This window comes from Agromyces fucosus, from assembly GCF_004134865.1.
GTDB lineage: Bacteria > Actinomycetota > Actinomycetes > Actinomycetales > Microbacteriaceae > Agromyces > Agromyces fucosus.
Genome location: NZ_SDPO01000004.1, coordinates 554,691 through 576,143, shown reverse-complemented (window position 1 = coordinate 576,143; position 21,453 = coordinate 554,691). Strand labels below are relative to the sequence as shown.

Sequence of the window (21,453 nt, the reverse complement as noted above, 5' to 3'; positions counted from 1 at the left end):
GTCAGCCGAGCAGCGCCGCGCGGCACCCGTCGGCCGAGTAGTACCGCGCAGCACCGGTCAGCCGAGCAGCACCGCGCCGTAGGCGAGGCCCGCGACGAGCACCCACGAGGTGAGGCCGACGACGAGGGCGCGCCATCCGGTGCTCGCGAGTTCGCCGAGTCGGATCGAGGCGCCGAGCGCGAAGAGGGCCATCGCCAGCGCTGCGGTCTGCAGGGTGTCGGCACCCGTCAGCACCCACTCGGGCAGCGGCACGAACGTGTTCAACAGCACGGCGACAAGGAACCCGGCGACGAAGAGCGGCACGATCGCCGGGCGGGGCCCCTCGACGTCGACCGCCCGTCGCCGCTCGACGGCGGCGGTGATCGCGACCATCGGGGCGAGCATGAGCACGCGGGTGAGCTTGACGACGACGGCGACCGCGAGGGCGGCCGTGCCGGCGATCTGCGCCGTCGCGACGACCTGGCCGACGTCGTGCACGCCCGCGCCGACCCAGTGGCCGAACTGCACGTTCGAGAGGCCGAGCGGATGCCACAGCGCCGGCAGCACCGCGATCGCGAGCGTGCCGCACAGCGTCACGAGGGCGACCGGCACTGCCTGCTCCTCGTCGCGGGCGCGCACCGCGGCGCCCATCGCGCCGATCGCCGATGCGCCGCAGATCGAGAAGCCGCTCGCCACGAGCAGCGGCTGGTGACCGGGCAGCCCGAGCGCCCGGCCGAGGCCGATGGTGCCGACGAACGTCAGCACGACGACCGCGACGGTCGTCGCGATCGTGACCCAGCCGAGCGATGCGATGTCGACGAGGCTGAGCTTGAGGCCGAGCAGCACGATGCCGACCCGGAGCAGCCGACGGGAGGCGACCCGCATGCCCGGCGCCAGGGATCCGCCGAGCGCAGGGCGGAGGGCCGGGATCTGACCGACGACGATGCCGAGCGCGACCGAGGCCGTCAGCAGCGGCACGGCGGGGAACGCCAGGTGCGCGAGCCAGGCGATGAGGGCCGCGGATGCCGCGACGACGAGTCCCGGCAGCAAACGACGCACCTCACAACGCTAGCCGACTCGACGCCGACGCCGACGCCGACGCCGGCGGTCGCCCGTCGGTGGCGGGCGGTAGCGTCGCCCCATGGAGCAGTTCACGGTCGACATCGAAGACGACGTGCTCGTCGACCTGCGTCGTCGCATCGCGCAGCGCCGACTGCCGTTGCCGACGCCGGGAGCCCCGTGGTCGGCGGGCACCGATCCCGCCGAGCTCGAGCGCCTGCTCGCCTATTGGGGCGGCGAGTTCGACTGGCGGTCGATCGAACGCCGGCTGAACACCGTGCCGCAGTTCACGGCGGACGTCGGCGGAGGCCGAGTGCACTTCGCGTGGATCCGTGCGGAGCGACGGGATCCCGCGCCCGTGCCGATCATCCTCAGCCACGGCTGGCCGTACACGTTCGCCGAGATGCTGCCGATCGTGCCGCACCTCGTCGACCCGGTGCGTCATGGCGGCCGACCGGAAGACACGTTCGACGTGGTCATCCCGTCACTGCCCGGTTTCGGCTTCTCGGATCCGCCGGGCGAGGCGCACTTCGTCGCCGACGAGATCGCCGAGCGGTGGCATGCGCTCATGCACGACGTGCTCGGGTACGAGCGGTATGCGAGCTACGGCGAAGACGTCGGCACGTGGATCAGCGACTGGACGGCGGCACTGCACCCCGAGTCGGTGCTCGGCCTCTTCGCGACCCACGCCGCGTTCCCTTCTGCCGAGCGACGCGACGACCTCACCGAGGAGGAGATCGGGTTCCGTGCCGCCCTCGATGCGAAGTGGCTCGGGGAGTCCGCGTACAGCGAGCTGCAGTCGACGAAGCCCGACACCCTCGCCGCGGCGCTGAACGATTCGCCGACCGGCCTCGCCGCCTGGCTCGTCGAGAAGTTCCGCACGTGGAGCGGCGGCGACAAGGCGTACCGGGCTGCGTGGAGCGATGACGACGTGCTCACGACGGCCACCCTCTACTGGGCGACGCAGAGCATCGGCACCTCGTTCCGCGCGTACTACGACGACCGGTTCGACACCGCGCAGATGCCGCTCGTCGAGGTGCCGGTGGGCGTCGCCGTGCAGTACCGCGAACACGGGTTCCCGCAGAGCTACGCCGCGCGCACCTACCGGGACATCCGCGCCTGGCAGCAGCTGCCGAGCGGTGGGCACTTCACGGTCAAGCAGTCTCCCGAGCTCGTCGCCGCCGCCATGCGGGAGTTCTTCCGGCCGCTCCGCGGGTGAGGCCGGCGTGCCCGCGGGCCCGTCCGACGCATCAGCCCCAGCTCGGCAGCCAGAAGTGCAGCTGCCGGAACGTGGGTACGACCGGCATGCCCGACCAGATCGGGAAGAAGAAGGCCGAGACGGCGAGCACGAACGCGAGGTAGATCACCACGATGGCGATGCCGCGTTCGCGGCGCCAGTACGGGTCGTCGCGGCGGCCGAGCACGAGCCCGATCACGAAGACGAGCGCGAGCACCATGAACGGCTCGAAGGCGATCGAGTAGAACTGGAAGACCGTGCGGTTCAGGTAGCCGAGCCACGGCAGGTACCCGGCGGCGAGCCCGACGAGGATGAGGCCCACCTGCCACTCGCGGTAGCGCACGAGCCGGTAGACGAGGTAGAAGCACGCCGCTGCGGCCGCCCACCAGATGAGCGGGTTGCCGACTCCGATGATCGACGACCAGCAGGTGTCGGCGCCGCAGCCTCCCGATCCGTCCTCGGTCGAGGCGAAGTACATGTTCGTGGGGCGGATCATGAAGAGCCACGTGAGCGGATTCGACTGCCACGGGTGCGGGCTGTGCACGCCGACGTGGTAGCCGTAGGCGGCCTCGTGGTAGTGCCAGAGGCTCTGCAGTGAGAGCGGAACCCACGAGAACATGCCGGTCGCGGCGTTGCCCGCCTCTTCGGCCCAGTGCCGGTAGTAGCCGCCGTCGGTGACGAGCCACCCCGTCCACGACGCGAGGTAGACGACGGCAGCCACGGGCACGAGGAGCAGGAACGTCACCGGCCCCTGCTTCAGGATCGACGCCGACAACCAGAACGGCACTCCTGCGCGTCGGCGCGCGAGGGCGTCGACGATGACGAGGTAGATGCCGAACGCGGCGAGGAACCAGAGCCCCGACCACTTCACGGCGCTCGCGGCACCGAACGCGACCCCGGCGGCCACCACCCACGGCCGGGCCCAGATCGCCGGCCCGTAGTGCGGCTCGAGCCCCCAGCCGCGAGCGGCGTCGAGCCGCTCCCGCAGGAGACGGGCCGACGGTTCGCGGTCGAGCAGCACGAACCAGAACCCGAGGAGCGCGAAGAGCATCACCCAGTTGTCGAGCAGGGCGACGCGCGACATCACGATCGCGTTGCCGTCGACTGCGAACAGCAGCCCGCCGATGACCGCGAGGATCGTCGAGGCGAAGAGGCGGCGAGCGATGACCGATATCAGGAAGACCGCGATCGTGCCCGCGAGCGCCGTCGACGCGCGCCACCAGAAGGGGTCGCCGGCGCCGAAGGCGGCCATGCCGAGCGAGATCATCCACTTGCCGAGCGGCGGATGCACCACGTACGAGGCGGCATCGTTGAAGATGCCGGTGTCGCCGGCCGCGAACTCGGCGTCCGCGTCCTCGGGCCAGCTCGACTCGTAGCCGTTCTGCAGCAGGGTCCACGCGTCCTTGACGTAGTACGTCTCGTCGAAGACGATCGCGGGCGGGTGGCCGAGGTTCCAGAACCGCAGCACCGCCGCGATGAGGGTGACCACGATCGGACCGCCCCAGTACCAGAGCAGCCGGCGGCGGGGCGTCGACAGCACCCTGGCCCACCAGTCGTCGAGGCGGCTGCCCCGCCGTGCCTCGACCGGCGCGTCGTGAGCGTCCACGTCGTCGTGCGGGTCCACGTCGTCGTGCGCCTCCGCGTCGACGTGAGCGGATGCCTCGGCGCTCCGTTCCTCGCGTGTCTCGGCGGCGCCCGGCTCCACTCCCATGCGCCAACCCTAAACGAGTCGGGCGGACAGGCCCGGCCAGACGACTGGTGCGGGCTGGTGTCATGCTTGAGACCATGATCATCCTCGCGGCGACGCCCATCGGCAATCTCGGCGACGCTTCAACCCGTCTTCGCGAGGCGCTGGCCTCGGCGACCGTCATCGCCTCCGAAGACACGCGGGTGACCCAGCGGCTGCTCGCCGGCCTCGGCATCGAGAACCGCCCGAGGCTCATCGCGCTGCACGAGCACAACGAACGGCAGAAGGCGGCGGAGCTCGTCGAACTCGCGCGTGACACCGACCTGCTCGTGCTGAGCGACGCCGGCATGCCGACCGTGTCCGATCCCGGATTCCCGCTCGTGGCGGCGGCGGCCGACGCAGGCGTCGAGGTCACCGTCCTGCCCGGCCCGTCGGCCGTGATCACCGCGCTCGCCGTGTCGGGCCTGCCGACCGACCGCTTCGCATTCGAGGGCTTCCTTCCGCGCAAGGCGGGGGAGCGCGCCCGTCGCCTCGCCGAGCTCGCCGGCGACCGCCGCACCCTGCTGTTCTTCGAGGGCCCGTCGCGGCTCGCCGCGAGCCTCGCCGCCCTCGCCGAGGCGTTCGGAGCCGACCGGCCCGCAGCGGTCTGCCGCGAGCTCACCAAGATGTACGAGGAGGTGCGCCGCGGCCCGCTCGGCGAACTCGCGACCTGGGCCGAGGGCGGGGTGCGCGGCGAGATCGTGATCGTCGTCGGGGGAGCGGGCGAACAGGAGGCGAACCCCGAGAACGCGCTCGCGCGGGTGCTCGAGCTCGCGGCATCCGGTACCCGGTTGAAGGACGCGGCGGCGCTCGTCGCCGCGGAGAGCGGCCTGAGCACGCGAGACCTCTACGAGGCGGCGCTGCAGGCGCGCAAACGCGGCTGACACGCCGGCGAGTCGCCGGGCACGCCCGCCTAGCGGTCGCGGGCGCACCGTGTCCAGCCCTGTCGGATTCCGCCGGGCAGGCGGAGAATGGCAGTACCCGTAGAGCGGTGGAGGTGCGAGATGACTCACGACCCGACCCACGACCTGGCTCACGTCGTCCGATTCTCCGAGCACGGCGGACCAGAGGTGCTCGAGGTCGTCGAACAGCCGATGCCCATCCCCGGCGAGGGCGAAGTGCTCGTCGCGGTGTTCGCGACGGGGCTGAACCCGGTCGAGAGCGCGATCCGTCGAGGAGACCATCCCGAACGCTGGCCCGTCAGCTTCCCATCGGTGCAGGGCCGCGATCTCGCGGGGGTCGTCGCCGCGACCGGACCCGGCGTCTCCTCGTTCTCGCACGGCGACGAGGTCATGGGCTTCGTCGATCGGGGCGCGCACGCGACCCACGTCGTCGTGCCCGAGGCGCAGCTGCTGACGAAGCCGCCCGAGCTCGCCTGGGAGGTCGCCGGCTCGCTCTACGTCGCGGGCACGACCGCGTGGACGGCGGTCGAGGGGCTGGCGCTGACGCCGTCCGACACGGTCGTCATCACCGCTGCGGCCGGCGGCGTCGGATGCCTCGCCGCCCAGTTCGCCCGCATGCGTGGCGCCACCGTGATCGGCACGAGCGTCGAGACGCGATTCGACTTCCTGCGGCAGTTCGGGGTGCTGCCCGTGGCCTACGGACCCGACCTCGCCGAGCGCGTGCGGCCGGTCGCCCCGGGGCCCGTCACCGGCTTCCTCGACTTCCTCGGCGGCGAGACCGATGCGGCGATCGCCCTCGGGGTGCCGCCCTCGCGGATCCTCACGGTGCTCGACTGGGACGCCGTGGAGGATGAGGAGGCCGTCAAGCTCTACGCCGGCGACGTCGTGGCGCTCGGCCGTGTCGCCGCCCTCGTCGCGGCCCGCCGGGCGCGGCTGCCGATCGCCGACATCTTCCCGCTCGAGTCCGTCGCCGACGCCTACCGCGCGCTCGACCGGCGCGAGGCGCCCGGGAAGATCGTGCTCGGCATGCGGATCGTCGGCTATCCCGGCCAGAAGGTGCAGGAGCCCGCGATCAAGGAACAGGACGTGACGCTCGGCGTGCCGACCCCGCACGAGCACATGGAGGTGGAGGAGGCGGTGCCCCCGGCGATCCTCGACGGCAGCGTCCGCCGCCGTCGGCGCGACCGGAACGCCGGGACATCCGCTCAGCAGTGACTTGCAACTGGAGCGTCCGCCGGCGTCGGCGTAACCGGGACTCCGGCACGTCCGCTCGCCCCTGACTCCGACCTTGAAGCTGCAGCGTGCGCCGGCGTCGGCGTAACCGGGACGCCGGGACATCCGCTCGCCCGTAGGATTGGGGAATGGCCGACGGCTCCTCGTTCTATATCACCACGCCCATTTTCTACGTGAATGACGTGCCCCACATCGGGCACGCCTACACCGAGGTCGCTGCCGACGTGCTCGCGCGCTGGCACCGCCAGGCGGGCGACGACACCTGGATGCTCACGGGCACCGACGAGCACGGCCAGAAGATCCTGCGCACCGCGACCGCCAATGGCGTGACGCCGAAGCAGTGGGCCGACAAGCTCGTCGACGAGGCGTGGAAGCCGCTGCTCGCGACCGTCGACATCGCCAACGACGACTTCATCCGCACGACCGACGCCCGCCACGAGGCGAACGTGCAGAAGTTCCTGCAGAAGCTCTACGACGACGGCCACATCTACACGGGCGAGTACGAGGGTTACTACTGCGTCGGCTGCGAGGAGTACAAGCAGCCGTCCGACCTCGTGCCGGGCACGGGGGAGTACGAGGGCCAGCAAGTCTGCGCGATCCACTCGAAGCCCGTCGAGCTGCTGCACGAGAAGAACTACTTCTTCCGCATGTCGGCGTTCGCCGACAAGCTGCTCGCGCTCTACGAGGAGCGCCCCGACTTCGTGCAGCCCGAATCGGCGCGCAACGAGGCCGTCTCGTTCGTGAAGTCGGGCCTCGCCGACCTCTCGATCTCGCGTTCGACGTTCGACTGGGGCGTGAAGGTGCCGTGGGACGAGTCGCACGTCGTCTACGTCTGGTTCGACGCGCTCCTGAACTACATCACCGCCGTCGGCTACGGGCAGGACGACGAGGAGTTCGCGCGCCGCTGGCCGGCCCAGCACCTCATCGGCAAGGACATCCTGCGCTTCCACGCCGTGATCTGGCCGGCCATGCTCATGGCGGCGGGTCTCGAGGTGCCGAAGGGCGTCTTCGGTCACGGCTGGCTGCTCGTCGGCGGCGAGAAGATGTCGAAGTCGAAGCTCACCGGCATCGCGCCCGAGCAGATCACCGAGACCTTCGGCTCCGACGCGTTCCGCTACTACTTCCTGCGCGCGATCGCGTTCGGCCAAGACGGCTCGTTCTCGTGGGAAGATCTGGCGGCGCGCTACCAGGCCGAGCTCGCGAACGGCTTCGGCAACCTCGCCTCGCGCGTGGTCGCGATGATCAACCGCTACTGCGACGGCGCGGTGCCCGCCGCCGGCACCCTGACGGCCGCCGACATCGAGATCGCGAGCGTCGAGCGACGGGCGACGGATGCCTCGTGGGAGGCGATCGGCCGCCTCGCGATCCACGAGGCCATCGGCGCCGCCTGGGAGCTCGTCGACGCCCTCAACGGCTACCTCACGATCGAGGAGCCGTGGAGCCTCGCGAAGGACCCCGAGCAGCGCGACCGCCTCGAGACCGTGCTCGCCACGGCGTACCACGGCCTCGGCACGCTCGCCGTGCTGCTCTCGCCGGTGCTGCCCGTCGCGACGGCCAAGCTCTGGACCGCGCTCGGCGCCCCCGGCACCGTGCAGGAGCAGCGCATCGACCAGGCCGACTCCTGGACGACCGGCACGCAGGTCACGGCGCTCGAAGGGCTCTTCCCGCGCGTCGAGGTGGCCGAATGATCGAGCTCGGAGCAGCAGCGGCGTGAGCGATCCGTCGCCCGCACACCTCCGCACCCGCTCCGACGGTGGCCGTGCCGTCGAGTACCCGCCGGCGCCCGAGCCGCTCCGCGTGGCCGTGTACGACAACCACACGCACCTCGAGATCGCCGACGGCGCGCTGCCCCTCGACGTGCACGAGCACCTCGAGCGCGCGGCATCCGTCGGCATCGCCGGGGCCGTGCAGGTCGGCACGGATGTCGCGACGAGCATCTGGTCGGCCGAGGTCGCGGCGCGCGAGCCGCGGCTGCTCGCGGCGGTGGCCCTGCACCCGAACGAGGCGCCCGAGCTCGAGGCATCTGCTGGGGTGTCGGGCACCGGGCTCGACGACGCCCTCGCCGTGATCGACGAGCTCGCGGCGCGCCCGCGCGTGCGTGCGATCGGCGAGACCGGGCTCGATTTCTTCCGCACGGGTGAAGACGGTCGGGGCGCGCAGTTCCGTTCGTTCGAGGCCCACATCGACATCGCGAAGCGGCACGGGCTCGCGCTGCAGATCCACGACCGCGACGCGCACGACGAGGTCGTGTCGACCCTCCGCCGGGTCGGTGCACCCGAGCGCACCGTGTTCCACTGCTTCTCGGGCGGCGAGGAGCTCGCGAGGCTCGCCGCCGACGAGGGCTGGTACCTCTCGTTCGCCGGCAACGTCACGTTCAAGAACGCCGAGAACCTCCGCGAGGCGCTTCGGGTCGCGCCGAGCGACCGCATCCTCGTCGAGACGGATGCCCCGTACCTCACGCCCGTTCCGCTCCGCGGCCGCCCGAACGCGCCCTACCTCGTGCCGCACACGGTGCGTTTCATGGCCGAGGTGCTCGGTGCCGACCTCGACGAGTTCTGCGAACAGCTCGCGGCGAACACGGTCGCGGTGTACGGCTCGTGGCAAGATGAGCCCGTGATCGGGCCAGCAGAAGCGGACGCAGGGGCGTGAACGCGCATCGACATGCGGCTGAGGGCGCCGAGACGGTCCCCAGGCTGCTCGGGCCCGCCGAGATCCGCGACCTCGCCGAGCTCCTCGACGTCACGCCGACGAAGAAGCTCGGCCAGAACTTCGTGCACGACGCGAACACCGTACGCCGTATCGTGCAGACCGCCGGCGTGCAGCCGGGCGAGACGGTGCTCGAGATCGGACCGGGTCTCGGCTCGCTGACGCTCGGGCTGCTCGAGACCGGGGCATCCGTCATCGCCGTCGAGATCGACAAGCGCCTCGCCGCCCAGTTGCCGCACACCGCCGGCATCATGCAGCCGGGCACCCCACTCACTGTGGTGACCGAAGACGCGTTGCGCGTGACCGAGCTGCCCGGCGAACCGGTGCGGCTCGTCGCGAACCTCCCCTACAACATCTCGGTGCCGGTGCTGCTGCACCTGCTCGAGCACTTCGACTCCCTGCAGTCGGGCATCGTCATGGTGCAGGCCGAGGTCGGCTACCGGCTCGCCGCCGACCCCGGCTCGAAGGTCTACGGCGCGCCGAGCGTCAAGGCGGCCTGGTACGGCAACTGGCGCACGGCGGGCCAGGTCTCGCGGATGGTCTTCTGGCCGGTCCCGAACGTCGACTCGGTGCTCGTCGGCTTCGAGCGAGCGGACGCCCCGGGCACCGAGGCCGAGCGCATCGCCACCTTCGCCCTCGTCGACGCGGCGTTCCAGCAGCGGCGCAAGATGCTGCGACAGTCGCTCTCGTCGGTGCTCGGGGGCGGATCAGCACAGGCGAGCGCCGTGCTCGAGGCCGCGGGTGTCGACCCGCAGGAGCGCGGCGAACAACTCACCGTGGCCGACTTCCTCCGCATCGCCCGCGCGGTCTGATCTCGCGCTAGCGTGGGTGCCGTGGGCACGCAACGATCGGTGGGGGCATCGGCCGACAACGTCGGCGACGACGCCGTCGTCAGCGCGACGGGCAGGTCGCGGGACGACTGGTTCGCACTGCTCGACGCCGCCGGCGCGGCCGGCTGGAAGCACCAGGCGATCGCCAACTGGCTCGCCCGAGATCAGGGCGTCGACCCGTGGTGGGCGCAGGGCATCACCGTCGGGTACGAGCAGGCGCGGGGCATCCGCCTGCCCGGACAGCGTCAGGACGGCACCTTCGAGGTGAGCGTCACGCGCACGATCGCGGGCGACGTCGAGCCGGCGCTGCGCGCCCTCGCCGCCGTGGTGACCGCGCAGACGGGCGTCGAACCGCTCGCCCTGAACCTCGCGGCGAAGTACCCGACCGCTCGCTTCCCACTCGACAGCGGGGAGTTCCTGCTCGCCTCGGCGTCGGCCCGCGGCGCGGGCAAGACCTCCATCGGCCTCGTGCGCGGTCGCATGCCGAACGGCGACGACCTCGCCGAGGCCAAGGAGACCCTGCGCGGATGGCTCGGCGCGGTGGCCGTGGAAGCGGTCGGTTAGCGTGGAGTCATGACGATCGCGGCGACCGACGAGGCAGTGCACGTTCGGGCACCCGGAAAGATCAACCTCTTCATGCGGGTCGGCGCGGTGCAGGCCGACGGCTACCACGACGTCGCCACCGCCTATCAGGCCGTCTCGCTCTACGAAGACGTGCGCGCCTGGCCCGACGACGAGTTCAGCGTCTCGTTCGGCGGCACCGTCGACACCTCGGGCCTGCCGACCGATCGCTCGAACCTCGCCATCAAGGCCGCGAAGCTCCTCGCGCGCACGGCGGGAGTACCGGGCGGCGTGCACCTCGAGATCGAGAAGCACGTGCCGATCGCCGGTGGCATGGGCGGCGGATCCGCCGATGCCGCGGCGACCCTCGTGGCCTGCGACGCGCTCTGGGGCACCGCACTCGCGAAGGAGGAACTGCACGCCCTCGCGGCCAAGCTCGGCGCCGACGTGCCGTTCGCCCTCTCCGGCGGCACGGCCATCGGCACGGGGCGCGGCGATCAGCTGAGCCCCGCGCTCGCGACCGGTTCGTTCCACTGGGTGCTCGCGGTCGCGGAGTTCGGCCTGTCGACTCCCGCCGTCTACCAGGAGCTCGACCGGCAGCGCGAGTCCCGGCTCGGCCTCGTGCACGACGGCACGGCGCCGGTGGTCGACGCGGCGGTGTTGCAGGCGCTGCGTGCGGGCGACGCCCGACGCCTCGCGGAGTCGCTGCACAACGACCTCCAGCCGGCGGCGCTGAGCCTCGCTCCCGGACTCGGCGGCATCCTCGATCTCGGGGCCGCGCATGGGGCGCTCGCCGGCCTCGTCTCGGGGTCGGGCCCGACCATCGCGTTCCTGGTCGATGACACCGACTCCGCGCTCGAACTGCAGGTCGCCCTCTCGGCCGCACGCCTGCACGCCGTGCACGTGCACGGGGCCGTGCACGGGGCGCGCATCATCTCGGGCTGAGCAGCTGCAAGGCGGGCCCGCGTCGCTGCGAGCGAGCCCGCTGCACGTAAACTCAGGGGGACATGGCACATCTCCTGGGCGCCGAGCGCCTGCACCTCGAATTCCCGACGCGCGTCGTCTTCGACGAGGTGACCCTCGGCATCGACGAGGGCGACCGCATCGGCGTCGTCGGCCGCAACGGCGACGGCAAGTCCACGCTCCTGAAGCTGCTCGACGGCCGGCTCACGGCCGACGGCGGGCGGGTCACGCATCGCCGCGGCATCCGCATCGGCACGCTCGACCAGGCCGACGTGGTCGACCCGGGCAAGACGGTCGCCGAGTTCGTCGTCGGCGGCATCGAGGAGCACGTGTGGGCGGGCGACGCCAAGGTGCGCGACGTCATCGCGGGCCTCCTGAGCGACGTCCCGTGGCACGGGCAGATCGCGAGCCTCTCGGGCGGACAGCGCCGCCGAGTCGGACTCGCCGCCCTCCTCGTCGGCGACTGGGACGTCGTCTTCCTCGACGAGCCCACGAACCACCTCGACGTCGAGGGCATCGCCTGGCTCGCCGGACACCTGAAGCGCCGCTGGCCCGCCGACTCCGGCGCCCTCGTCGTCGTGACCCACGACCGCTGGTTCCTCGACGAGGTCTGCACCGCGACGTGGGAGGTGCACGACGGCATCGTCGAGCCCTTCGAGGGCGGCTACGCGGCCTACGTGCTGCAGCGCGTCGAGCGCGACCGCTCCGCCGCGGCATCCGAGGCGAAGCGCCAGAACCTCATGCGCAAAGAGCTCGCGTGGCTGCGCCGCGGCCCGCCCGCTCGCACGTCGAAGCCCAAGTTCCGCATCGACGCGGCGAACGAGCTCATCGCGAACGAGCCGCCCATCCGCAACAAGGTCGAGCTCGACCGGCTCGCGGTCTCGCGCCTCGGCAAGGACGTCGTCGACCTCATCGACGTGTCGGTGCAGTTCCCGATGGTCGACCCCGTCACGGGCGAACCGGCGACCCGCACGGTGCTGAACGACGTCGAATGGCGCATCGCGCCCGGCGAGCGCACCGGCATCCTCGGCGTCAACGGCGCCGGCAAGTCGACGCTGCTCGGGCTCGTGACGGGCGCGGTCGAGCCGACGGCCGGCCGCGTCAAGCGCGGCAAGACCGTGCGCATCGCGACGCTCAGCCAGGAACTGAACGAGCTCACCGAGTGGGCGGATTCGAGAGTCTCCGCGGTCGTCGCCGAGCAGCGATCGAGCTATCAGGTCGGCGACAAGGAGATGACGCCCGGGCAGCTCCTCGAGCGCCTGGGCTTCACGACCGCACAGCTGTCCACCCCGGTGAAGAACCTCTCGGGCGGTCAGAAGCGGCGCCTGCAGCTCCTGCTCATCCTGCTGCAGGAGCCGAACGTGCTCATCCTCGACGAGCCGACGAACGACCTCGACACCGACATGCTCGCGGCGATCGAGGACCTGCTCGACTCGTGGCCCGGCACGCTGCTCGTCGTCTCCCACGACCGCTACCTCATCGAGCGCGTCACCGACCGCCAGTTCGCCATCCTCGACGGGCACCTGCGCGACCTGCCGCGTGGCGTCGAGCAGTACCTCGAACTGCGAAGGGCAGCGGATGTCGCGGCCAACGCGCCTGCCGGCACGTCGACGTCGTCGCACGCGGCCTCCACCTCGTCTGCGGCCGCGAAGGCGACGGCCGGGGGAGCGGCGAGTTCGCTCGCGGGCGCCGACCGGCGCAACGCCGAGAAGGAGCTGGCGTCGATCGACCGCAAGCTCGAGAAGCTCTCGGTCCAGATCGCCGCGGCGCACGAGAAGCTCGCGGTGCACGACCAGGGCGACTACGTCGGCCTGGCGGCGCTCGGTGACTCGCTGCGCGAGCTCGAGGCATCCGTCGCCGACCTCGAAACCCGCTGGCTCGAAGTTTCCGAGTCGCTGGAGGCCTGACGTCGCAGAAGCTGTGACGGACTGTGACCCAGGCGTCGGGTGAGCAAAGAATCTTCGCCTAGCGTTGTTCTTGCACCCGCGATCGCGGCATCGAAGCCCCCACCGTTCACCAGCAGTGGCGGAGCCATGCCTGCTCCACGCCAACAGCACCCGGTCGCGTGCGCTCCAGCGAAAGGGAACCCACATGTCACGTCAGCACCCGTCCTCCCGTCAGGCGAAGCTCATCGCCGCACTCGCCGCAGTGCCGCTCGTCTTCGGCCTCGCCTCCTGCGCCGCTCCGGCCGCCGGCGAAGGCGACGCGAACGACGTCATCAAGATCGGCGTCGTCGGAAAGGCCGACCCCCAGTGGGCCGCCTTCGAAGAGGCCGCAGCCGACGAGGGCATCGAGATCGAGCTGGTCGACTTCTCCGACTACGCCCAGCCGAATCCCGCCACCACCGAGGGCGAGCTCGACCTGAACCAGTTCCAGCACATCGTCTATCTCGCCGACTACAACGTGTCGGCCGGCGAAGACCTCGCCCCCATCGGCGCCACCGCGATCTACCCGCTCGGGCTCTACTCGACGAAGTACGACTCGGTGAAGGCCATCCCCGAGGGCGAGACCGTGGCGGTGCCGAACGATGCCTCGAACCAGGCACGCGCGCTGCTCGTGCTGCAGTCGGCCGGCCTCATCGAGCTGAAGAGCGGCGGCACGATCTTCTCCGACCTCGCCGATGTCGACGAGTCGGCATCGAAGGTCAAGGTCACCGCCCTCGAGGCCTCGCTCACGCCGACCTCGCTGCCGGACCTCGCCGCGGCCGTCATCAACAACGACTTCGTCGCCGACGCCGGCCTCACCTTCGAGGACGCGATCGCGCAGGACGACCCGAGCGACCCGAACGCGCTGCCGTACGTCAACATCTTCGCCACCCGTGCCGAAGACAAGGACAACGCGACCTACAAGAAGCTCGTCGAGATCTTCCAGACCGACCCCGAGGTGCAGGCCGGCCTGCTGGAGGCGTCCGGCAACACGGCGGTCGCGGTGACGACGCCGGTCGCCGACCTCGAGAAGTCGCTCGCCAAGGTCGAGGCCGACACCAAGGCCGCGAAGGGCTGATCGCGCTCGCGCGTTCCGTACCCGCCGTTCGGGCGGTGAGCACCGCACTGGTGCCCACCGCCCCGTTCGCGTTCACGACATTTCTGCGTCGCAGAGGAGAACACCATGGCGCTCGTCGCCCTGCGCAACGTCACCAAGACGTACCCGGCACCTGAGAAGGGCGCCCCGCCCGTCGTCGCGATCGACGGCGTGAGCCTCGAGATCGAACCCGGTGACGTGTACGGCATCATCGGCTATTCGGGTGCCGGCAAGTCCACGCTCGTGCGGCTCGTGAACGCGCTCGAACCCGCGACGTCGGGCTCGATCGAGGTCGACGGCCGCGAGATCACGACCATGCCGGAACGCGAGCTCCGCGGCATCCGGCTCGGCATCGGCATGATCTTCCAGCAGTTCAACCTCTTCAACTCGAAGACGGTGTGGGCGAACATCGCGTACCCGCTGCAGGTGGCAGGGGCGTCGAAGAGCGAGATCTCGGCGCGCGTCGCCGAACTGCTCGAGTTCGTGGGCCTCGCCGGCAAGGCGAAGAACTACCCCGACCAGCTCTCGGGCGGGCAGAAGCAGCGCGTCGGCATCGCCCGCGCCCTCGCGACCTCGCCGCGGCTGCTGCTCGCCGACGAGGCGACGAGCGCACTCGACCCCGAGACCACCCAAGAGGTGCTCGAACTGCTGAAACGCGTGAACCGCGAGTTCGGCGTCACTATCATCGTCATCACCCACGAGATGGACGTCATCCAGTCCATCGCCACGAAGGTCGCCGTCATGGACGGCGGACGCGTGATCGAGCACGGGGACGTGTTCGACGTGTTCTCGAACCCGCAGAACCCGTCGTCGCAGCGCTTCGTCGGCACCGTCGTGAAGGGCACCCCCTCGCCGGCTGAGCTCGCCGTGCTGCGCGAACGCCACGAGGGCCGCATCGTCACGATCTCGTTCCGCGACGGCGACGCCTCGCAGGCCGCGGTCTTCGTCGCGCTCGCGACCGCCGGCATCGAGTTCGAGCTCGTCTACGGCGGCATCAACGACATCCAGGGCCGGGCATTCGGCCACCTCACCCTCGCGATCAGGGGTGCGGATGCCGCGGTCGACGCGGTGCTCGCCGAGATATCCTCCCGCGTCGACGTGACGGAGGTGCCGTGATGGATCGCCTCTTCGAACTCGGGTCGGAGTTCTGGGTCGCCGCGGCCGAGACCCTCTACATGGCGTCGCTCACCCTCCTCATCGGCGGGCTCGGCGGACTGCTGCTCGGCACGGTGCTCTACACGACGCGACCGGGGAGCCTGCTCTCGAATCGCGCAGTGTTCAACATCGTGAACGTCGTCATCAACTTCTTCCGGCCGATCCCGTTCATCATCTTCATCGCCGCGGTGCAGCCGCTCTCACGGCTCGTGATCGGCACCGGCATCGGCAACGACGCGCTCATCTTCGCGCTCTCGATCGCGGCTTCGTTCGCCATCGCCCGAATCGTCGAGCAGAACCTGCTCACCGTGTCGCCCGGAGCGATCGAGGCGGCCCGTGCGATGGGAGCCGGACCGCTCCGGATCCTCCGTACGGTCGTCATCCCGGAGGCGCTCGGCCCGCTCATCCTCGGGTACACCTTCGTGCTCGTCGCAATCGTCGACATGACGGCGATGGCGGGCTTCATCGGCGGCGGCGGCCTCGGCAACTTCGCGCTCGTCTACGGCTACCGCCAGTTCGAGCCGGCGATCACGTGGGCCGCCGTCATCATCATCGTCGTGTTCGTGCAGGGCGTGCAGTTCCTCGGAAACTGGCTGGCCCGCAAGGTCATGCGCCGGTAGCGAGGCGGAGGTGACTGGCATTGCGGCGTCAGCGGCGTCAGCAGTGTCAGTGAAGTCAGCGCGCAGCACCTGACGCGGCGAGTCACCTGGATCAGTGGAGTCGCCTGGACGGCGCAACCGCAATCACCGACTCGCCTGTCAGAACGGCGGAGCTTCGGCGAATCTGAGTTGGGCTGCCGCATCGGGCGGGGTCGTCACGGGCGGCGACTCGGCGGCTCGAGCATCATCAGCTCGACTCGACATCCTCGACATTGTGCGTGCAGGGTGGGTGCGATGCACCCGGCCGGACGGCGAGGTCCACTCGAGCACGGCACCGGCCAGATGTCGCATCGACCATGATGTCTCGTGCTTGAGGTGATGGTGGAGCGAGCAGAGGTGCGCCAGATTGTCGAAGGCCGTTCGGCCGACGTCGGCCCAATCGATGCTGTGGTCGAGTTCGCTGCGACTTGCGTTGCGATTGCAGCCCGGGAACCGACACGTGCCGTCGCGCACCTGCAGCCACCGCTTCAAGTCAGCCGGCGGTCGATAGCTGGTGCGATCGACGTCGAGCACGGTGCCCGTCACCGGATCGGAGAGCAGTCGCACAAAGGAGGGCGCCTCCGCTGCGAGTCGGCGAGCAGCCTCGGGGTCGATCGGGCCGTAGCCGTCGAGGAGCGCGGGCTCCGTCGAGGAGCCCATGAGTGTCAGCACCGGAACGGTGACGTGCACGCTCGGCCGCACGCGGCCGCAGGCGGCGGCGAACGCGGAGTCGTCGCCGAGCCCGCCGTACAGCAGCAGATCGCGGAGTGCGTCGGCACGGATCTGGTCGTTCGTCGAGGCCACGATCCGCACGGCATGTTCGCCGGCGGGCTCCGAACCGAGACGGCTCACATCGTCGGCGCACTCGCCGGCCTCTCGTGCGACACGATCGAGGCGGTCTTTGATGAGGAGCGCGTCGGCGGCCGGCAGCAGGGCATGCAGCCAGGCCATGCCATCGAGGGCGGGCTCGATTTCGACGCGGCGCTTCTGGCGGGCTGCTCGGCGCCGATCGGCGACCGACTGCGCCTGCAGTTCTTCGCGCAACGAGCGCGCCTTGCGGCGAACAGCGGCGGCCGTGTGATCGGACGCGAATCGAGCGAGCTGTTCGTCGAGTTCGGCCAGAACGCGCGGCTCGTCGTCGAGCTCGGTCACGGCCTCGACGATGACCCGCGCATGCTGCATGCTGAGCGATCCCTCGCGGAGCGACGACAACGTGGCGGGAAGCTGCGTCGACAACGCCCATGCATCGTCGATCTGACGCTGCATGGTGCTCTCGGGGACGTGCAATGCGGTCGCGAGTTCGGCGGTGACGCTGCGGCGCGCAAGCTCTCGGCGCCGTGCAGGTGAGAGGTTCGGGGAGACGAACGCCCGCTCGGCGCGGAGCGCGAACGACACCGTCAGGAACACCACGTCGACTCGCATCGCCGCATTCATCGCTTCGACGCGCTGCGCCTGCACCGCCGCATTCACGAGCTGGGCCAGGCCATCTTGCGCCAACGCATACGGCGACCGCTCCCCGTCGGTATCCCCGTCGTTTTCGCTCGGCGTAATACCAGATGAGCTGGTGTTTCCGAGTGCGAATTGCATGACGCAATCCTATCAGCGATCGAACGTATGTTCGAGGGTTGTGGAGAACTTTGTGACGCGGGCTGGGCTGACAGGGGTGGGGTGGGCTGTCGGGGCTGGGCTGGGCTGCCAGGGCAGGGCAGGGCAGGGCTGGGCTGACAGGGCTGGGCTGGCGGGGCTGGGGTGGGCTGGCAGTGGGTGGGCTGCGCTGCCAGGGCTGGGCCGGGTGCAGCAACCGGATGCAGGCGAGCGGATGCCGCGGGCACGCGTGGGCCCGCGGCATCCGCTGTGCTCAGTCGCCGACGGTCGACAGCTCGTTCGGCACGTGCGGCAGCTCGACGCTCGCAGTGATCTCGCCGGACTCGAGGTCCACGACGTGCAGCGTCGAGGTGGCGGGGTCGGTGACGTACGCGCGCTGGCCGCGGACCTCGAGCGAGGGCCGCGCCTCCTGCCAGTCGACCGGCTCGGTCCACGGGGCGATCACGTCGAAGCGTGCCGAGACGGTCCCCGCCGCGGGGTCGATGACGTGGATGGCCCCGTCGGTTCCGAGCACGAGGGCCTCGCCGTGCGGGCCCCGGGCCAGCGAGCGGAACGTGTAGCTCGTGCCGAGCTCGACGAAACGCAGGGTCGCTGTCTCGGTGTCGATGAGGCTCACCCGCTCGGGGCGCTCGAGTTCCGCCTCGGCCTCGACCTTGTAGTCGCCCAGGACGATCGGGGACTCGGGGGAGCCCGCCTGGTTCCCGATGCGGCCGTAGGCGTCGGGAGCGGCGATCTTGGTGAAGGCACCGTCGCGGTAGAGCACCGCACCGTTCTCGCAGCCGAGCACGACGACCTCGTCGGCGGCGACGGTCTCGCCGTGCACGCCGGGGCAGTCCTCCGTGCGGGCGAGCTCGGCGCGGTCGGTGTCGAGCACGACGGCGCCGGAGCGGCTCTCGCTCGTGCCGAGCGTCGTGAGCAGTGCGCCGCCCTCGAGCGCGACCGCGACGCCGTGGTGCGCGTCAGGGCTCTCGTACTCGGTCAGCTCGGGTGCTCCGCCCTCGAGCGTCGACGGGTCGAAGAGCTGCACGCGCCCGGTGCCGTCGGCGAAGAGCGCGGTCGTGCCGGCGTGCGTCGTGACGTGGCCCGGGTGCTCAGCCGCGAACTCGGTCGCGGTGAGCTCCGGCGACTCGGCGTAGTAGTGGGCGTGGTCGCCGTGCTCCTCGATCGTGACCCCGGTGTCGAGTACGCGGAACGAGTCATCCGTCGACACGATCACGTGGCGTGCGTCGCCGGCGGGGTTCAGGCGGAGGAATCCGTCGAGCGGCACGTCGTCGACGGTCTCGAGCGAGTCTCCCTCCAGTACGAGGACGCCGCCGTCATAGCTCACGACGACGCGCGGCGCACTCACCTCGGCCTCGGTCGAGTGGGCTTCGGATGCCTCGGCGGTGCCGCCATCGCCGTCGGCAGGGCTCGCGCAGGCCGCCAACGCGAGCGCCAGCACCGGGGCCGCGACGGCCGCGAATCGGAAAGGGGATCGTCTGTTCGGTGTGTTCACGACGTCACCGTATCGTTAATGAAAATCATTATCAACAACGCTGACACCGCATCGAATCAAGCGAATCGATCCGGGCGGTCGACCCGCTCGCCGCGCGGCCTCTCCTCAGTCGAACCCGAGGCTGAGCTTGCGCAGCAGGCCGGCGAGCCGCTTCTGCTCCGCCGCAGGGAGGCTGCGGAGCAGCTCGGCCTCGGCGTCGACGAGGCGCGTGATCGCCGCGTCGACGCGGGTGAGCCCGGCAGAGGTCATCTCGACGAGGATGCCGCGCCCGTCGTTCGGGTCGGTCTGCCGGTTCACGAGCCCGCGCTCGACGAGCCGGTCGATGCGGTTCGTCATCGTGCCGCTCGAGACGAGCGTCTGCTGCAGGAGCTGCTTGGGGGAGAGCCGATAGGGGGAGCCCGCACGGCGCAGCGCTGAGAGCACGTCGAACTCCGAGGACTCGAGCTCCGAACGAGCGAACGCCTGACGCCGCGCCCGGTCGAGGTGCTTCGAGAGTCGCGCGACGCGCGAGAGCACCTGCAGCGGTGAGAAATCGAGGTCGGGTCGCTCTCGCTCCCAGTCGTCGACGATCCGGTCGACCTCGTCAGCATCGGTCATCCCGTCATTATCCCGCGACCGGACGGGGCGCCGGTGCAGGCGGTGCCGGTGCAGACGGCGCCGGATGCCTCGAGCCGCCCGTCGGCTCATCGGCGACGGCCTGCTCATGGCAGACTGGTTGACGCGCGCGGCCAGGCGCCCGCGCGATCCGCCATAGTGTAACGGCAGCACGGCAGCCTTTGGAGCTGTTCGGTCCAGGTTCGAATCCTGGTGGCGGAGCCCGAACGGCCGTCCCGATCGATCCCTCAGACCGCACCGATAGGAACACGCGCGAATGACCGACCAGAACCTCGCCATCATCGTCCTCGCCGCAGGTCAGGGCACGCGCATGAAGTCCGCGGTGCCGAAGCTGCTGCACCCGCTCGCCGGCGCGCCGATCGTGGCACACGTTCTCGCCACCGCGCGGGCGCTCGACGCCGTGCACATCGTCGCCGTCGTGCGCCACGAGCGCGACCTCGTGGCGACCGTGGTCGAGCGGGAACTCCCCGGCACGATCATCGTCGACCAAGACGAGATCCCGGGCACCGGCCGCGCCGTCGAGCAGGCCATCGCCGCGCTCCCGGCCGACTTCGACGGCGAGGTCCTCGTGTTGAACGGCGACGTGCCGCTCCTGAACGCCGACACGCTCGCGGCATTCCTCGAGCAGCACCGGGCGGATGCCGCCGAGGCATCCGTGCTCTCGGCCGTCTACGACGACCCCACCGGCTACGGCCGCGTCGTGCGCGACGCCGCCGGCCTCTTCGACCGCATCGTCGAGCAGAAGGACGCGAGCGACGACGAGCGCGCGATCGCCGAGATCAACGCGGGCATCTACGCGTTCGGTGCGGCGGCGCTCCGCGACCAGCTCGCGAACCTCACGACCGACAACGCGCAGGGCGAGAAGTACCTCACCGACGTGATCGGCCTGCTCCGCGCCGCCGGCTCCGAGGTCGAGGCCGTGCCCGTCTCCGAGCCCTGGCTCGTCGCCGGCATCAACGACCGCGCTCAGCTCTCGGAGACCGCTGCTCGCCTGAACGCGCTCATCGTGCGCGGCTGGCAGCTGAACGGCGTCACGATCGAGGACCCCGCGACGACCTGGATCGACCTCGCCGTGCGCATCGAGCCCGACGTCACCATCCGTCCGGGCACGCAGCTCAAGGGGGCCACGCTCATCGCCACGGGCGCGATCGTCGGACCCGACACGACCCTCATCGACTGCGAGATCGGCGAGAACGCCGAGGTCAAGCGCACCGACGCCACCCTCGCGGTCATCGCCGCCGGGGCGACGGTCGGGCCGTTCTCGTTCCTGCGACCGGGCACGGTGCTCGGCGCCGACGGCAAGATCGGCGCATTCGTCGAGACGAAGAACGCGAACATCGGCGAGGGCAGCAAGGTGCCGCACCTCAGCTACATCGGCGACACCACGGTCGGCGAGCATTCGAACGTCGGCGCCGGTTCGATCACGGCGAACTACGACGGCGTGAACAAGCACCGCACCGAGATCGGCTCGCACGTGCGCACCGGCTCGCACGGCGTCTTCGTCGCGCCCGTTAGGATTGGGGACGGCGTCTACACGGGTGCCGGCACGGTCGTCCGCAAAGACGTCCCCGCCGGTGCACTCGCCGTGAACGTGGCGCCGCAACGCAACATCGAGGGATGGGTCCAGACGCACCGAGCCGGCTCCGCGGCTGCTGAGGCAGCTGCCGCCGCCGAGGCGACGGGCCCCGCCGCCGACTGACGCACCGGCCGAGGCGGGTGGAGAGGACA

At 70.6% G+C, this 21,453-nt stretch carries 18 protein-coding genes and 1 tRNA gene; 14 read left to right on the top strand and 5 right to left on the bottom strand.

Annotated elements, in window-relative coordinates:
* Positions 1–57: 57 nt before the first annotated feature.
* The gene (locus ESP57_RS18140; protein ID WP_129232464.1) at positions 58–1,038 is read right to left on the bottom strand and encodes a YeiH family protein; all 981 of its coding nucleotides are present in this window, start codon (positions 1,036–1,038) and stop codon (positions 58–60) included.
* A gap of 82 nt (positions 1,039–1,120) precedes the next feature.
* On the opposite strand from ESP57_RS18140, the gene ESP57_RS18135 reads away from it, so the two are divergent.
* On the top strand, positions 1,121–2,257 hold the full coding sequence (locus ESP57_RS18135) for an epoxide hydrolase family protein (RefSeq protein ID WP_129232463.1): 1,137 nt from the start codon (positions 1,121–1,123) through the stop codon (positions 2,255–2,257).
* 31 nt (positions 2,258–2,288) lie between these two features.
* Here ESP57_RS18135 and ESP57_RS18130 read toward each other — a convergent pair whose 3' ends face one another.
* Positions 2,289–3,986 carry a dolichyl-phosphate-mannose--protein mannosyltransferase gene (locus ESP57_RS18130; protein ID WP_129232462.1) on the bottom strand — a complete coding sequence of 566 codons (1,698 nt, stop codon included), beginning with the start codon at positions 3,984–3,986 and terminating at the stop codon, positions 2,289–2,291.
* A gap of 74 nt (positions 3,987–4,060) precedes the next feature.
* Here ESP57_RS18130 and rsmI point away from each other — a divergent pair, with 74 nt between their 5' ends.
* From rsmI to ESP57_RS18075, 11 genes are all read left to right on the top strand, one after another.
* A complete protein-coding gene (rsmI, locus tag ESP57_RS18125) occupies positions 4,061–4,885 on the top strand; it encodes a 16S rRNA (cytidine(1402)-2'-O)-methyltransferase (protein WP_056014825.1) in 825 nt (274 codons plus the stop codon).
* Between the two features lie 120 nt (positions 4,886–5,005).
* Positions 5,006–6,118, top strand: a complete 1,113-nt coding sequence (locus tag ESP57_RS18120; RefSeq protein ID WP_129232461.1) for an NADP-dependent oxidoreductase — start codon at positions 5,006–5,008, stop codon at positions 6,116–6,118.
* Between the two features lie 146 nt (positions 6,119–6,264).
* Complete coding sequence (metG, locus tag ESP57_RS18115; protein ID WP_129232460.1) at positions 6,265–7,824, top strand: methionine--tRNA ligase; 1,560 nt, start codon at positions 6,265–6,267, stop codon at positions 7,822–7,824.
* Between the two features lie 22 nt (positions 7,825–7,846).
* Complete coding sequence (locus ESP57_RS18110; protein ID WP_129232459.1) at positions 7,847–8,785, top strand: TatD family hydrolase; 939 nt, start codon at positions 7,847–7,849, stop codon at positions 8,783–8,785.
* Complete coding sequence (rsmA, locus tag ESP57_RS18105; protein WP_129232458.1) at positions 8,782–9,654, top strand: 16S rRNA (adenine(1518)-N(6)/adenine(1519)-N(6))-dimethyltransferase RsmA; 873 nt, start codon at positions 8,782–8,784, stop codon at positions 9,652–9,654. The genes ESP57_RS18110 and rsmA overlap by 4 nt, the downstream gene beginning before the upstream one ends.
* Positions 9,655–9,675: 21 nt before the next feature.
* Positions 9,676–10,236, top strand: a complete 561-nt coding sequence (locus tag ESP57_RS18100) for a hypothetical protein (RefSeq protein ID WP_129232457.1) — start codon at positions 9,676–9,678, stop codon at positions 10,234–10,236.
* Between the two features lie 9 nt (positions 10,237–10,245).
* Positions 10,246–11,178, top strand: a complete 933-nt coding sequence (locus tag ESP57_RS18095) for a 4-(cytidine 5'-diphospho)-2-C-methyl-D-erythritol kinase (protein ID WP_129232456.1) — start codon at positions 10,246–10,248, stop codon at positions 11,176–11,178.
* Positions 11,179–11,240: 62 nt separating this feature from the next.
* Positions 11,241–13,103, top strand: coding sequence for an ABC-F family ATP-binding cassette domain-containing protein (locus ESP57_RS18090; protein ID WP_129232455.1), 1,863 nt, complete (start codon positions 11,241–11,243; stop codon positions 13,101–13,103).
* A 184-nt stretch (positions 13,104–13,287) separates the two neighbouring features.
* A complete protein-coding gene (locus tag ESP57_RS18085; RefSeq protein ID WP_056014813.1) occupies positions 13,288–14,199 on the top strand; it encodes a MetQ/NlpA family ABC transporter substrate-binding protein in 912 nt (303 codons plus the stop codon).
* 105 nt (positions 14,200–14,304) lie between these two features.
* A complete protein-coding gene (locus ESP57_RS18080) occupies positions 14,305–15,333 on the top strand; it encodes a methionine ABC transporter ATP-binding protein (protein WP_115961790.1) in 1,029 nt (342 codons plus the stop codon).
* Complete coding sequence (locus tag ESP57_RS18075; RefSeq protein WP_129232454.1) at positions 15,333–15,992, top strand: methionine ABC transporter permease; 660 nt, start codon at positions 15,333–15,335, stop codon at positions 15,990–15,992. The genes ESP57_RS18080 and ESP57_RS18075 overlap by 1 nt, the downstream gene beginning before the upstream one ends.
* Positions 15,993–16,130: 138 nt before the next feature.
* Here ESP57_RS18075 and ESP57_RS18070 read toward each other — a convergent pair whose 3' ends face one another.
* From ESP57_RS18070 to ESP57_RS18060, 3 genes are all read right to left on the bottom strand, one after another.
* Positions 16,131–17,432 (bottom strand): HNH endonuclease signature motif containing protein, encoded by a 1,302-nt coding sequence (locus ESP57_RS18070; protein ID WP_165877515.1) that lies wholly within the window; start codon positions 17,430–17,432, stop codon positions 16,131–16,133.
* Positions 17,433–17,868: 436 nt separating this feature from the next.
* Complete coding sequence (gene aztD, locus ESP57_RS18065; protein ID WP_129232452.1) at positions 17,869–19,110, bottom strand: zinc metallochaperone AztD; 1,242 nt, start codon at positions 19,108–19,110, stop codon at positions 17,869–17,871.
* A gap of 105 nt (positions 19,111–19,215) precedes the next feature.
* Positions 19,216–19,707, bottom strand: coding sequence for a MarR family winged helix-turn-helix transcriptional regulator (locus tag ESP57_RS18060; protein ID WP_056014804.1), 492 nt, complete (start codon positions 19,705–19,707; stop codon positions 19,216–19,218).
* 147 nt (positions 19,708–19,854) lie between these two features.
* On the opposite strand from ESP57_RS18060, the gene ESP57_RS18055 reads away from it, so the two are divergent.
* Positions 19,855–19,926, top strand: a tRNA-Gln gene (locus ESP57_RS18055).
* 55 nt (positions 19,927–19,981) lie between these two features.
* The gene (gene glmU / locus ESP57_RS18050) at positions 19,982–21,424 is read left to right on the top strand and encodes a bifunctional UDP-N-acetylglucosamine diphosphorylase/glucosamine-1-phosphate N-acetyltransferase GlmU (RefSeq protein ID WP_129232451.1); all 1,443 of its coding nucleotides are present in this window, start codon (positions 19,982–19,984) and stop codon (positions 21,422–21,424) included.
* Positions 21,425–21,453: the final 29 nt, after the last annotated feature.

Coding starts and splice junctions, on each gene's coding strand:
- ESP57_RS18135 (WP_129232463.1), top strand. CDS start 1,121: ATGGAGCAGTTCACGGTCGACATCGAAGACGACGTGCTCGTCGACCTG.
- ESP57_RS18130 (WP_129232462.1), bottom strand. CDS start 3,986: ATGGGAGTGGAGCCGGGCGCCGCCGAGACACGCGAGGAACGGAGCGCC.
- rsmI (WP_056014825.1), top strand. CDS start 4,061: ATGATCATCCTCGCGGCGACGCCCATCGGCAATCTCGGCGACGCTTCA.
- ESP57_RS18120 (WP_129232461.1), top strand. CDS start 5,006: ATGACTCACGACCCGACCCACGACCTGGCTCACGTCGTCCGATTCTCC.
- metG (WP_129232460.1), top strand. CDS start 6,265: ATGGCCGACGGCTCCTCGTTCTATATCACCACGCCCATTTTCTACGTG.
- ESP57_RS18095 (WP_129232456.1), top strand. CDS start 10,246: ATGACGATCGCGGCGACCGACGAGGCAGTGCACGTTCGGGCACCCGGA.
- ESP57_RS18090 (WP_129232455.1), top strand. CDS start 11,241: ATGGCACATCTCCTGGGCGCCGAGCGCCTGCACCTCGAATTCCCGACG.
- ESP57_RS18085 (WP_056014813.1), top strand. CDS start 13,288: ATGTCACGTCAGCACCCGTCCTCCCGTCAGGCGAAGCTCATCGCCGCA.
- ESP57_RS18080 (WP_115961790.1), top strand. CDS start 14,305: ATGGCGCTCGTCGCCCTGCGCAACGTCACCAAGACGTACCCGGCACCT.
- ESP57_RS18075 (WP_129232454.1), top strand. CDS start 15,333: ATGGATCGCCTCTTCGAACTCGGGTCGGAGTTCTGGGTCGCCGCGGCC.
- ESP57_RS18070 (WP_165877515.1), bottom strand. CDS start 17,432: ATGCGAGTCGACGTGGTGTTCCTGACGGTGTCGTTCGCGCTCCGCGCC.
- ESP57_RS18060 (WP_056014804.1), bottom strand. CDS start 19,707: ATGACCGATGCTGACGAGGTCGACCGGATCGTCGACGACTGGGAGCGA.
- glmU (WP_129232451.1), top strand. CDS start 19,982: ATGACCGACCAGAACCTCGCCATCATCGTCCTCGCCGCAGGTCAGGGC.